The following is a 13,374-nucleotide window of genomic DNA, read 5'->3' on the forward strand; positions in this document are numbered from 1 at the left end:
GAACTCAGCAGTGAAACGATGCATCGCCGATGGTAGTGTGGGGTTTCCCCATGTGAGAGTAGGTCATCGTCAAGATTAAATTCCAAAACCCCTATCTGCGTATGCAGGTAGGGGTTTTGTTTTTGTCCGCAGGAAATAATCGGCACTTTTTGGTATGGTGCACCTCGTTTTCAAGGGACTGCTATCAAGGCCTATGGACCGGCGTTACTTTTCAAATCCATAGAGCTCCTGCAGAAATGCCTGAACCAATCCCGATCAAAGACCACGAAAAAGAGACGCGCCTGGTCAACAATAGACTGATGGCCTGCGCCTTGTTCGTTGCGGCGATCTCCTGCGCACTGGTCGTGCGCCTGTATGTGCTGCAAGTGATCGAGTTCGACTACCACTCGACGATTTCGGAAAACAACCGCGTCCATATCCTCCCGATCACCCCGCCCCGTGGCTTGATCTACGACCGCAACGGCGTGGTCCTTGCGGACAACCGTCCCAGCTTCAACCTGACCATCACGCGTGAGCGCGCCACAGACGTCAAAGACGAGTTGGATCAGGTGGTCAATCTTCTGCACCTTCCTATCGAGGATCGCGCGCTGTTTGACAAGGCGATGAAGCAGGCACGGCATCCATTCGTGCCGGTTACGCTGTTCTATGAACTCACCGAAGATCAGATCGCCGTGCTCGCGGTTAATGAGTTCCGTTTGCCGGGCATTGATGTCGAACCACAGTTTGTTCGCCATTACCCAATGGGCGCCCATTTCGCACATTCCATCGGCTACGTGGGACGAATCAACGAGAGGGAATCCCAAACGCTTGATACAGTTGAATACCGTGGTGCCCAATCGATCGGTAAAACTGGCATCGAAAAATTCTACGAGTCGCAGCTGCATGGCCGCGTTGGCTATGAAGAAGTCGAAACCAATGCCCGGGGCCGGGTCTTGCGGGTGCTCAAGCACACCAATCCGATCCCCGGCAAAAACATCGTCCTGAGCCTCGACGTCAAACTGCAGGAAGCCGCCGAGCAAGCGTTGGGAGATCGCCGCGGCGCCGTGGTTGCGCTTGATCCTGCAACCGGTGAAGTGCTGGCCATGGTCAGTAAACCCAGCTTCGACCCCAACCTGTTTGTCACCGGCATCAGTTTCAAGGAATATGCTGCACTGCGCGACTCCATCGACCGGCCCCTGTTCAACCGCGTGCTACGCGGCCTCTACGCCCCCGGCTCAACCATCAAGCCTGAAGTGGCGATCGCCGGGCTTGATGCAGGTGTAGTCACCCCCCAGACCCGTGTCTTCGACCCGGGCTACTATCAGCTCCCTGACTTCGATCACAAGTACCGTAACTGGAATCACAGTGGGGACGGCTGGGTCGATATGGACGCAGCCATCATGCGCTCCAACGATACCTACTTCTACGACCTGGCCCACAAGCTGGGCATCGATCGCCTGCACGATTACATGGCCATGTTCGGACTTGGCGAAAAGGTCTCGCTGGACATGTTCGAAGAGTCTGCCGGCCTGATGCCTTCCCAGGCTTGGAAACGCGCCACGCGCCGCCAACCCTGGTTCCCAGGCGAGACAGTGATCCTCGGCATCGGCCAGGGCTACATGCAGGTCACGCCGCTACAACTGGCACAGGCCACCGCCCTGATCGCCAACAAAGGGGTGTGGAACCGGCCACATCTGGCGAGAACCGTGGACGGTGTCGCCCCTGAAGACGAGCACCCTATGCCGAATATCCTGCTCAAGGATCCCCGGGACTGGGAACAGGTCAACCACGGCATGCAAATGGTCATGCACGACGCGCGAGGCATTGCCCGGGCGGCTGCCGCCGGCGCCCAATACCGCATCGCCGGCAAGAGCGGTACCGCGCAGGTGATCGCCATCAAGCAGGGCGAGCGCTACAACCGGGCGAAGACACTGGAACGCAACCGCGACAATGCCTTGTTCGTCGGCTTTGCGCCAGCTGAACACCCGAAGATCGTCATCTCAGTGATGATCGAAAACGGCGAGGCGGGCGGTCGTGTTGCCGGTCCCGTGGTGCGCCAGATCATGGACGCCTGGTTGCTCGACCAGGATGGCCATCTCAAGCCGCAATACGCCTCGCCGAGCAAAGCTCCAGTGGATCCTCACGTCTGACGTCTTTGTCCCGGATAACCGACGGATCGGTCTGCCCGGTGCAGCAGGCGCCATATGGCACTTGCCAGCGACCTGACGTTAACGTAAAGATGACGTCAGGGCGCTTAACTCGAAAAAGGCGCAAAGCGGACCGAACCGGAGCGCTTGATGACGCTTATAAAAATAATTCCCCCCAAGCTGCATCGCGAAGCCCGGCTTGCCCGGGAGAAACTGCATCTGGAGGGTGAAGTGCCGGATGGCGTGCTGCGTGCGGAGATCGATGCATCGTGGCGCCGCAGCCTCAGTCATGGCGTGAATTTCAATGCCAAGCATGAACTGGCGCTGGAATCGAGCGCCAGCCTCGATGTGCTGCTGGCCAGCAACAGGTTGCTGATCGATGCTGCGCTGCCGGCGATCGATTACCTGGCCGAACGCCAGGGCAAGGAAGGGCTGATCATTCTGGCCAACTCCGACGCGACTATCCTTGCCGTTGAAGGTCGCGCGGATCGTCTCAAGGGTAGCGGCCTGCAGGACATCACCCTTGGTGCCTGCTGGAGCGAAGCCGCCCGCGGTACCAACGCCCTTGGCACCGCTCTGGTTGAAGCACGCCCGACGATGATCGATTGCGGCGAACACTATCTTGATCGACTGACTGATTTTTCCTGTACCTCGGTGCCCATTCATTGCCCGCAAGGCGACATCCTCGGCGTGCTCGACCTTACGCGCGAAGGCCCCTTGGGTCGCGTGCACGATAGCACCGCACTGCTGGCGATGGCCGTCAGCCAGATCGAAAGCCGAGTGTTCAACGCCAGCTATCCGGATGAAATCGTCCTGGCGTTCCACAGTCGGCGCCAGTACCTCGAATCCCCGTGGCAAGGGCTGTTGGCCGTCAGCCTTGGCGGGCAAATCCTCGCGGTCAGTGCCCAGGCCTGCCAGTTACTGCATGCCGAACGTTCGGCTCTGGTAGGTCGCCGCTGCGAAGAATTTCTCGGCGTAGACGGGCTGCAACTATTGTCCCGTCTGCACCAAGGCGGCGTTGGCAGCTTGCAGACCGCCAAGGGTGAATTCTTCTATAAAACCCTGCGCGCTCCACAGCGTTCGATCAACGTCAGCACGCCCCCGCGCAGCACCTCCAAGACACTCAAGCCACAACCAGATCTCGATTCCCTGGCCGGCAGCAATGCGCGCTATGCCCGGGCGCTGCGCATGGCCCGACAAGGCCTGGCCAACGAACTTCCAGTCTTGCTGCTGGGAGAAACAGGCACTGGCAAGGAAGTCATCGCCCGGGCGTTGCACATGGCTGGAAGTCGCTGCGACAAACCTTTCGTGGCGGTCAACTGCGCGGCGATTCCCGAAGGCCTGATCGAGTCGGAATTGTTCGGCTATCGTGAAGGCGCATTCACCGGCTCACGTCGCGGCGGCATGGTTGGACGCTTGCAGCAGGCCCATGGCGGCACGCTGTTTCTCGACGAAATCGGCGACATGCCATTGGCCCTGCAAGCCCGTTTGCTGCGAGTGCTGCAGGACCGCAAGGTGGCGCCACTGGGCGCAGGGGAAGAGCAGGACATCGATGTCGCGCTGATCTGCGCCACGCACCGCGATCTCAAGCGTCTGGTCGAGGAAAAGCACTTTCGCGAAGACCTGTTCTACCGGGTCAACGGCATCAGCGTGATGCTCCCGGCCTTGCGTGAGCGTGAGGATTTCAGCGCGCTGGTCGAGCGCCTGCTGAGCAAACTTGACGCCCCCAGCATGGTTCTGCATGACGACCTCATCCGCTTGCTCACCGGTTATCACTGGCCGGGTAACATTCGCCAGCTGGAAATGCTCCTGCGCACGGCGTTGGCCATGCGCGAACCGGGCGACAGTGTGCTCACCCTCGATCACCTGCCCGACAGCATGCTCGATGAATTGACCGCCAGCGAGCGGCCAGCCTCGGGAAGTATTCGCCAGAACGAACTGGAGTTGATTCGCCAGTCCCTGGACCAGCACCAGGGCAACGTCTCAGCCGCAGCTGACGCCCTGGGCATCAGCCGCGCGACCCTTTATCGCAAGCTCAAACAGTTGCGCCCGTGATGCAGCGTCTGATCGTGCGGCTGATCGACAGCCCGAACCCGCAAGCCCTGCAAGCCGCCTTGCGGTGGCTCTACAGCTTTGTGCGTCCCCATCGCCTGGCCATCGGCGGATTGCTTGGCCTGTCGGTTTGCGCCTCGCTGCTGGTACTGGTGCAACCCTGGCTGACCAAACTGCTGATCGACGATGGTCTGCTGGCCCGGGATTTTTCCATGCTGGTACTGATTTCCGGTTTGATGATCGTTGCCGGGCTATTGGGCACGGCACTGTCGGGCATCAACCGGTACCTGCATACGCGGCTGTCCGGGCGGATTCTGTTCTCCCTGCGCGATGATCTGTATCGGCATTTGCAAACCCTCTCGCCAAGCTTTTACGGCCAGCGGCGCATCGGCGACCTGATGTCGCGCCTTGACGGTGACGTCGCGGAGATTCAGCGCTTCGCCGTGGACTCGTTGTTCTCGGCGGTGTCGAGCGTGTTCGGCCTGGTGTGCTCGGTGGCCATGTTGTTGACCCTGTCGTGGAAGCTCTCGTTGCTGGCGTTGGTGCTGATCCCTCTGGACGTGCTGTGGTTGCGCTGGATGCGGCGCAAGGTCGAACGGGATGTGCGGCAACTGCGCGAGCGCTCCGCGGACATGTCCTCGTTCATGGTCGAGACGCTGCCGGTGATGAAGTTCATTCAGTCTGCGGGCCAGCAGCAGCGTGAGTCCCGCCGCCTGGAAACGCTCGGACAAGGCTACATGAGCCAGTTGCTGCGCTTGCAGGTCACCGAGTTTTTCACCCAGGCGGTGCCCGGTACCCTGACTTCATTGTCCCGCGCCTGTGCGTTTCTGATTGGCGGCTACTGGGTGGTCCAGGGCACCTGGCAACTGGGCGCCCTGATCGCGTTTTCCACCTACCTGGGCATGGCGGTCGGCCCCGTGCAAAGCCTGCTCGGCCTGTACGTCGCGATCCAGCGCATGACCGTCAGCCTTGGGCGGGTAATGGAATTGCGCGGCGAAGAACCTACCGTCCTCTCGCCGGGTGCGCCACAGCCGATGCCTGCCTGCGGCGATCTGCGTTTTGATAACGTGCACTTCACTCACCCGGGGCGGCCGACGACCTTGCGCGGCATCGAAGCGCGGATTCCCTACGGCCTCAAGGTCGCCCTGAGCGGTGGCTCGGGCGTGGGCAAGTCGACCCTGATCGACCTGCTGCAGCGACACCACGACCCAGAGTCTGGCCGGGTGCTGCTGGGGGAGGTCGACCTGCGCGAACTCGACCTGTTCCAGCTGCGCCGGCGCATTGCCGTGGTCAGCCAGGACATCGTGCTGTTTCGCGGCAGCCTCGCCGACAACCTGGCGTACGCAGTGCCGGACGCCAGCCGTGAAGCAATTGTCGAAGTCGCGCGCCTGGCGCAGCTTGACAGCCTGATCGCCTCCTTGCCCGAAGGCCTCGACAGTCCCTTGGGCGAACGTGGCCAGCAATTGTCCGGTGGGCAAAAACAGCGCATCGCCATTGCCCGTGCGTTGTTGCAGGACCCGCTGATTCTGGTGCTGGACGAAGCGACCTCGGCGGTGGATGAAGCCACCGAGCGCGAAGTCATCGAGGCCATCGATCAGCTGTTTGCCGGGCGTACACGCATCCTTATCAGCCATCGTCCCTCAACCCTGGCCGATGCCGATCTGCGCTTCGAATTGCTCGACGGCGTACTCATTTCGAAAACGGTGCTGCATGAAGCCTGAACTGCGGATCGGCGTGGTCGACAGCGGGCATTCGCCGGCACAGCAAGCCCAGGTGATCGCCGGGCGGCGCTTTTCACTACTCGAGGATGCACTGGTCGAGGGCGAACTACGAGAAGATCCCCTGGGGCATGGCAGCGCGGTCATTGAAGCCATCGGCCGACGCGCGCTATCGGCGGTGTTCTGTGTGGCTCAGGTGTTTGACCAGCGCGGCGTCACCAGCGCCTTGCAGATTGCCACGGCCATTGATTGGCTGGTCGAGCAGGACGTGAGATTGATCAACTTGAGCCTAGGCCTGCGCCAGGATCGCAGCCTGTTGCGCCAAGCCTGCGCTGCGGCGCTCACGCGCGGCGTGTTGCTCTGCGCGTCAAGCCCGGCTCAGGGCGAGGGCGTGTATCCGGCGAATTATCCACAGGTGTTGCGGGTGACTGGCGATGCGCGCTGTGCCGAACAGCAGTGGTCCTGGCTCGACAGCGCACAGGCGGATTTTGCTGCCTGTGTGCACGGCACCTACCCGGGACAGTCCGGCGCCAGCCTGGGGTGCGCCGCATTGAGCGGGCACATCGCGGGGTATCTGGCGCGGCAGCCGCAGGCGAATAACCAGCAGGTTGTCCAGTGGCTACAAGATCACGCCCGTTATCGTGGCCCTGAACGGCGCAGCGGAGCATGAACTCGATCGTCGTGCTCGGCGCCGGGCCGGCGGGGGCCGCAGTGGCTCTGGGGCTGCGGCGACTCGGCTATCCGGTGACCCTGGTCAGCGAATGGCGACGCTTTGCGGCCCTGGAAGGCGTGTCCACCAGGGTGATCGAGGCCTTGCGTGGCGCGGGACTGCAACGGGCTCTGGTGGACGCCGCCTTGCCCTCCCAGCGGCAGGTGTCGTGGAACGGCGAGCAGCATGCGCAGAACATTGAGTTTCTATTGGACCGTCCGAGCTTCGATCGCGGGCTGCGAGAAGACCTGCACGTTGCCGGTGTCGAGCTGATAGAGGGCCGGGTGCTGACGGTGCAGTCATTGGCTATGGGACATCGAGTCGAGATTGAAGGTCGCGAGGCATGGGTCGCCGACTTCCTGGTAGAAGCCCGCGGCCGTCAGGCGCCAGCCCTGGGCAAAGGTCTGCGCGGGGCCGAGACAGTCAGCCTGCTCAACCGTTGGCAAGGCGCGCCGGGTCAGACCGCCAGCGCTGTGGAAAGCCTCAAGGATGGCTGGGCCTGGATGGCTCGACGGGCTGACGGTCAGTGCTACTGGCAGTGGACGGTGGACGTCGCCAGTGCCGATCTGCCGATCAAGGCGCAGTTGCTCGATTACTGTAGGCACGTTCGTGAGTCCTCAGCGTTGGCCCAGGCATTTTTCGGCACCGGGCCGCAGCTTGATCTGCAGTTGCACGCACGCAGCAGCACCGCGATTCTCAGCCCGCAGGTGTGTGGCGATAACTGGATACGTGTGGGTGATGCGGCGATGGCGGTGGATCCGTTGTCCGGCAACGGGATTTTTCAGTCGCTGTCCTCGGCTCTACAGGCGCCAACGGTGATCAACACGCTGCTGCGCAAACCCGAGCGGGCCGCGCTGGCCCAGCGGTTTCATCAGCAGCGGGTCGAACAGTTGTTCTTGCGCTTTGCGCGAATCGGACGGGATTTTTATACCGATGAGCAGCGCTGGCCGGACCAGCCCTTCTGGCAGGCACGGCGCAATTGGCCGGATGCGCAGGTGGCGCATGCCGAGGCGGATTTCAGTGAGCTGAGGATCGAGCGTGCGCCGGTGCTCAGGGATGGTTTTGTCGACGAAGCCGAGGTCGTGATCACGCCAGATCAGCCATTGGGGATCTGGCATGTTCAGGGGGTTGAACTCGCGCCGCTGGTGCGACGGTTGTGGATTGAGCCTGCCGGGCAGGTGCTGGCGGGTTTGTCGGCGGAGCAGGGGCGGGAGGTTCGGGGGTGGTTGTTGGCTCAGGGATTTAAACCCTGAGATTTTGGTTGTCTGGGCAGGCCCTATCGCGGGCAAGCCCGCTCCCACAGTGATTTTTGTGATGGCAGAGATTGCAGCTTCACCACAAAACCTTGAGGGAGCGGGCTTGCCCGCGATGGCTCCCGAGAGACCGCCGCAATTACAACTTGATCAACACCGACTTCAACTCAGTGTAATGCTCGATCGCCGCATACCCCATCTCCCTGCCGACCCCGGACATCTTGTACCCGCCAAACGGCAACGCCGGGTCCAGCGCGCTGTGGCAATTAACCCAGACCGAGCCCGACTTGATCCGTGGAATCATGCGGTGCACCGCCGCCAGGTCATTGGACCAGATGCTCGCGCCCAAACCATAGGGGCTGTCATTGGCCATGCGCAACGCGTCGGCCTCGTCATCGAATGGAATCGCCACCAGCACCGGGCCGAAAATTTCCTCCTGCACCAGCGAGTGCTGCTGATCCACGTCGACAATCACGGTCGGCTTGACGAAGAACCCCGGCCCGAACTGTTCGCCACCACAGGCAATCGTCGCGCCACTTTGCCGGCCATTTTCGATGTAGCCGTAGACCCGTTCCTGCTGGCGTGCCGAGATCAGCGGGCCCATGTCCACCGATGGATCAAGGCCGTTGCCCAGCTTCATGCCATTGGCAATGGCGGCGATGTCCGCCACCACATTGTCGAAGTGTTTGCGCTGCACATACAGCCGGGAGCCGGCGCAACACACCTGGCCCTGGTTGAAGAAAATCGCACTGGCGGCCCCGGTAGCGGCAGTCTTCAGGTCGGCATCGGCCATCACGATGGTAGGAGATTTGCCGCCCAGTTCCAGGGTAACCCGGGTCATCGAGTCCATGGCGATCTTACCAATCTGCTTGCCCACCGCCGTGGAGCCAGTGAATGTCAGCTTGTCCACCAGCGGGTTATGGGTCAGCGCGGAACCTGCCGTGATCCCGGTACCGGTCACCACATTGAACACGCCCTCTGGGTAACCCGCCTCCAGCACGAGCTCAGCGAGTTTCAGCGCGGTCAGCGGGGTTTCATCCGCTGGCTTGAGCACCACAGTGCAACCGGTGGCCAGGGCCGGGCCGAGTTTCCAGCAGGCCAGCAATAGCGGGAAGTTCCAGGCGACGATAGCGCCCACCACACCGACCGCCTCGCGACGAATGAAGCTGTGGAATTGATCGTCGGGCATCAACGGCAGTGAAACTTCAACGCTGGACCCTTCGATCTTGGTCGCCCAGCCGGCCATGTAGCGCAGGAAGTCGATGGCCAGTTGCACGTCCATCACCTGGGCAACGGCCGCACTCTTGCCGTTATTCAGGCACTCCAGCTGCGCCAGCAGTTGGGCGTCGCGCTGCATCAGGTCAGCCAGCTTCCACAGCAGATTCTGCCGCTCCCGCGGGCGGGTGCGAGTCCAGGCCGAGTCGTCGAAGGCGTGGCGGGCAGCGAGTACGGCGCGGTCGACGTCTTCGGGCGTTGCCCGTGGCACCACGCACAACACTTCGCCGGTGGCCGGGTTGTGCAATGGCATGGTCTGGCCGTCGGCAGCTTCGACCCAGTCACCCCCAATAAGCATGCGCGGAGCACGCTGGATGAATGCCGAAGTGGCAGGAAGCAGATCAGGAAGCGACATGATGAAACCTCGTCTTGTTCGTGTGGCGAGGTCCTTCGCAATGGCTGTGCCAGTTGTGTTTTTTGATTGAAACCCCGATCGGATGGGCCTCTTGGGCTATTTGCCCAGGACAGGGGAATGAGTGAGCGTCGCAAATTGCGACAGCGAAGATCAAAAGATCGCAGCCTGCGATCTTTTGATCTTGAACCTATGCTTGTCTCAGAGTGAAACAGCTGTCGCGATATTGGACGCCCATTGTCTGGTTCAGGAGTCGTAAATCACCCGTTATTTCCACTAATTTATTGATAAAAAAGCACTATTTATAAGCTGGCACGCTCCGTGTATTGCTCATCGCAGACGTTTCTCCTGCCCCCGAAAGCGCTCGGCGCCGACGGCAGAAACCACAAAAACGATAAGCCACAAAAATAAGAAAGCACCGTGCGAGGTTCGACGTTGATGAAGAGAAAACTCCGATCAGGCATAACCGCCAGCTTGCTGGCCGTAACCGCCTGTATGGCGCTGCACTCGCCGCAAAGCCTGGCAGCTCGCGACGCCCAGACCATCCTCAAGGAAACCTGTCAGGGTTGTCATACCCCCGAAGCCGATAACGCCCTGAGTCGTATCAGTCACCAGCGTAAAACCCCGGAGGGCTGGCTGATGAGCATCGCCCGAATGCAGACCATGCACGGTTTGCAAATCAGCGATGACGACCGTCGCACCCTGGTCAAATACCTGGCGGACACCCAAGGCCTGGCGCCAAGCGAGACCGACGGTGTGCGCTATGCGCTGGAGCGCCGACTGAACACGGTCGAGAAATTCGACGACCAGACCAGTCAGATGTGCGGGCGTTGCCACTCCGGTGCGCGGGTCGCGCTGCAACGCCGTCCGGCGCAGGAATGGGAGCGCCTGGTGAACTTCCATCTCGGCCAATGGCCGTCGCTGGAATATCAGGCCCTGTCCCGGGATCGCGACTGGTTCGATCTGGCGCGAAAAGAAATGGTCCCCTTATTGGCCAAGCGTTATCCGCTGGACAATCCGGCCTGGAAAAAATGGCAAGCCAGCGCGCCCAAGGCCCAGGCGTTTGTCGGCGACTGGAATTTCAGTGGTCATCTGCCGGGCAAGGGTGAACTGGCCGGCGTCATGAGCGTGACGGCAGATGGCGACGACACCTTTAAAGTCAGCGTCAAAGGCCAATACGCCGATGGCAGCCCGTTCAACGGCGACGGCAGTGCAATTCTCTACACGGGCTATGAATGGCGCGGCAACGTGACCATCGACGGTGTGACCATGCGCCAGGTGTTCGCCGCGCAGGGTAGTGCGATGCAAGGCCGCATGTTTGAAGCCGAGCACGATGAACGCGGCCTGGATTTTGTCGCCGCCAAGCAGGGCAGCAGTCGTTTGCTGGCGGTGCAACCGGGTTACCTCAAGGCCGGCACCGAGACCGAAGTGACCTTGATCGGCAGCGGGCTCAGCGGCAAACCGAACTTTGGTAAAGGCGTGGAAGTGCTCGAAGTCGTCGAGCAAAGTCCTGACAGAATCAAGCTCAAACTCAAGGCCGCCGCCAATGCCCAGCCGGGCCTGCGCAGCGTCATGGTGGGCAGCTTGAAAGGCCCGACGTTATCGGTCTACAGCACCATCGCCGAAGTCAAGGTCGTACCCGCTTTCTCGGTGGCACGAATCGGTGATGGCGGCGGTTCGACGCCCAAGGTCCAGGGGCGTTTCGATGCGGAAGCGTGGGGCAAGGGCGCTGATGGCAAGCTGTACCGCATCGGGGTATTTCCGGCGCAGTGGAAGGTCGAGCCCTTCGACGATCGCGCCCGGGAGGACGAAGACGTCAAATTCGCCGGCACCATGCAGGCCGACAGTGGCGTGTTCACGCCGGGCGATGCCGGGCCGAACCCGGAACGCAAAATGTCCACCAACAATGCCGGCAATCTCAAGGTGATCGCTGCCGTCGACGACTCGGGGAAATCCCTGACCGGAGAGGGCCAGATGATTGTCACCGTGCAACGCTGGAACAATCCACCCATTCCATGATTTTGAAAACGTGAGCGGGCTGACGTTAACGGCTTCAGACACTTTTTTGGAATGATCGCACGCCCCGCCAAGCGGGGTCTGCACAGGAGGTTGCAATGGGCGCTATCTTGAACCTGGTCGAGAGAAACCTGCACGAAGTGCACGTCGACGCCGACCGTATGCTATTCCACATCCCCAGCAGTTCGCTGTTCGCCAGCGATGAGCTCACAGGCACCATCATTGACGCCTTGCGTGGCCCGGGTTGCTCGTCCGACGACCTGATCCAGCGATTGGCCTCGCGCTTCAACGGCGAAGAAATCACCGAGACCCTGCGCGAGCTGATGTCCCTGGAGCTGGTCAGCGACGGCTCGCCGCTGACCCCCGACATTGGCACCAAACGGGTCGAGCGCACCGCGATCAACACGGTCGTACTCAACGTCAACACCGGTTGCAACTTGAGCTGCACTTACTGCTACAAGGAAGACTTGGACAAACCGTCGGCGGGCAAGAAGATGGATGTCGAGACCGCTATCGCCTCAGTGGAAATGCTACTGCGCGAGTCCCCGGACGAAGAACGCTTCACCGTGGTGTTTTTCGGTGGCGAGCCGCTGAGCAATCGCAAGCTGATCGAATACATGGTCGATTACTGTGAAAAGCGCTTCCGCGAGGCCGGCAAGTTCGTGGAGTTCGTCATGACCACCAACGCCACGCTGCTGACCGAAGAGACAGTGGACTATCTCAATGCCCACCGTTTCGGTTTGTCGGTGAGTATCGACGGACCGAAAACCGTGCACGACCGCAACCGTATTACGGTGGGCGGGCAGGGCACCTATGACGTGGTGCGGCGCAAGGCCGAAATGTTGCTGTCACGCTACAACAGCCGTCCGGTCGGGGCTCGAGTGACACTGACCACGGGCGTCACCGACGTCGAGACTATCTGGGATCACCTGTTCAACGAACTGGGGTTTGCCGAAGTCGGTTTCGCCCCGGTGACCTCCGGCGACATCAGCACCTTCAACCTGACCAGCGACGAACTGATAGAAGTGTTTGCCAGCATGAAGAGGCTCGGCCGGCGTTACCTGGACGCGGCGCTGGAGCATCGCAACATCGGCTTCTCCAACCTGCACCAGTTGATCACCGACATCCACGAAGGCCACAAGAAAGCGCTGCCGTGCGGCGCCGGCCTGAAGATGCTGGCGGTGGATCACAAGGGTGAACTGAACCTGTGCCACCGTTTCACCGGTTCGAGCCTGCCGACCTTCGGCAACGTCCACAGCGGCGTGAAGCAGGTGGAATTGAATGACTTCCTGTCCCAGCGCCTGGACCGTACCAACACCGGCTGCGAAGACTGCCAGATCCGCAACCTCTGCTCCGGCGGCTGCTACCACGAGAGCTACGCCCGTTATGGCGACCCGACCCACCCAACCTATCACTACTGCGAACTGATGCGTGACTGGGTCGACTTCGGCATCGAGGTCTACACCCGGATCATGGCCCACAACCCTGCGTTTATCAGCAGCTACATCACCCCGCGCAAGGCTCACTGATATGAAGCATCTAAAGGCAATCAATAATAAAGCGCTGAAGCTCGACGAAGCCGCAGCAGAAAACCGCATCGAAGAAGTGGTTGCGATGAGTTCTGTCGCCGGTTGCGCCTCGACCACTGACCCGGGCTGGGAAATTGACGCGTTCGGCGGCGTATCGTCGCTGTGCCAGCCGATGGAAGCGGACCTTTATGGCTGTTCCGACCCGTGCTGGTGGCCAGCCCAGGTGCCCGACATGATGAGCACCTACCCGGACTGGAACAAAGATGCCCAGGCGTCCAACGATAACTGGCGCAATCTCGGGACTGTCTTTCCCAAAGACAAGTGATCGGCTTACAGAAGGATTT

9 protein-coding genes and 1 rRNA gene are annotated in these 13,374 nt (G+C 61.0%); 9 read left to right on the forward strand and 1 reads right to left on the reverse strand.

Annotation, left to right across the window (positions count from 1 at the left end):
• The 6 genes from rrf to qhpG form a co-directional block, all read left to right on the forward strand.
• Positions 1–75: ribosomal RNA gene (gene rrf, locus L9059_RS31090) — 5S ribosomal RNA — on the forward strand; the annotation flags it as partial.
• A gap of 161 nt (positions 76–236) precedes the next feature.
• A complete protein-coding gene (mrdA, locus tag L9059_RS23700) occupies positions 237–2,129 on the forward strand; it encodes a penicillin-binding protein 2 (RefSeq protein ID WP_247293315.1) in 1,893 nt (630 codons plus the stop codon).
• A gap of 147 nt (positions 2,130–2,276) precedes the next feature.
• On the forward strand, positions 2,277–4,181 hold the full coding sequence (locus L9059_RS23705; protein WP_247293316.1) for a sigma-54-dependent Fis family transcriptional regulator: 1,905 nt from the start codon (positions 2,277–2,279) through the stop codon (positions 4,179–4,181).
• Positions 4,181–5,899 carry an ABC transporter ATP-binding protein gene (locus tag L9059_RS23710; RefSeq protein ID WP_247293317.1) on the forward strand — a complete coding sequence of 573 codons (1,719 nt, stop codon included), beginning with the start codon at positions 4,181–4,183 and terminating at the stop codon, positions 5,897–5,899. Before L9059_RS23705 ends, L9059_RS23710 begins: the two co-directional genes overlap by 1 nt.
• Positions 5,889–6,566, forward strand: coding sequence for a subtilisin-like serine protease QhpE (gene qhpE, locus L9059_RS23715; protein WP_247293318.1), 678 nt, complete (start codon positions 5,889–5,891; stop codon positions 6,564–6,566). Before L9059_RS23710 ends, qhpE begins: the two co-directional genes overlap by 11 nt.
• Positions 6,563–7,858: a flavin-dependent monooxygenase QhpG gene (qhpG, locus tag L9059_RS23720; protein ID WP_247293319.1), complete on the forward strand. Its 1,296-nt coding sequence runs from the start codon at positions 6,563–6,565 to the stop codon at positions 7,856–7,858. Before qhpE ends, qhpG begins: the two co-directional genes overlap by 4 nt.
• Positions 7,859–7,997: 139 nt before the next feature.
• Here the strand turns inward: qhpG and L9059_RS23725 are convergent, their stop codons facing one another.
• Positions 7,998–9,488: an aldehyde dehydrogenase family protein gene (locus L9059_RS23725; RefSeq protein ID WP_247293320.1), complete on the reverse strand. Its 1,491-nt coding sequence runs from the start codon at positions 9,486–9,488 to the stop codon at positions 7,998–8,000.
• Positions 9,489–9,923: 435 nt separating this feature from the next.
• On the opposite strand from L9059_RS23725, the gene peaA reads away from it, so the two are divergent.
• From peaA to qhpC, 3 genes are all read left to right on the forward strand, one after another.
• The gene (gene peaA / locus L9059_RS23730) at positions 9,924–11,504 is read left to right on the forward strand and encodes a quinohemoprotein amine dehydrogenase subunit alpha (protein WP_247293321.1); all 1,581 of its coding nucleotides are present in this window, start codon (positions 9,924–9,926) and stop codon (positions 11,502–11,504) included.
• 95 nt (positions 11,505–11,599) lie between these two features.
• Positions 11,600–13,030 (forward strand): quinohemoprotein amine dehydrogenase maturation protein, encoded by a 1,431-nt coding sequence (peaB, locus tag L9059_RS23735; RefSeq protein WP_247293322.1) that lies wholly within the window; start codon positions 11,600–11,602, stop codon positions 13,028–13,030.
• A 1-nt stretch (position 13,031) separates the two neighbouring features.
• The gene (qhpC, locus tag L9059_RS23740; protein WP_008027961.1) at positions 13,032–13,355 is read left to right on the forward strand and encodes a quinohemoprotein amine dehydrogenase subunit gamma; all 324 of its coding nucleotides are present in this window, start codon (positions 13,032–13,034) and stop codon (positions 13,353–13,355) included.
• Positions 13,356–13,374: the final 19 nt, after the last annotated feature.

It is taken from the genome of Pseudomonas violetae, assembly GCF_023072615.1.
GTDB lineage: Bacteria > Pseudomonadota > Gammaproteobacteria > Pseudomonadales > Pseudomonadaceae > Aquipseudomonas > Aquipseudomonas violetae.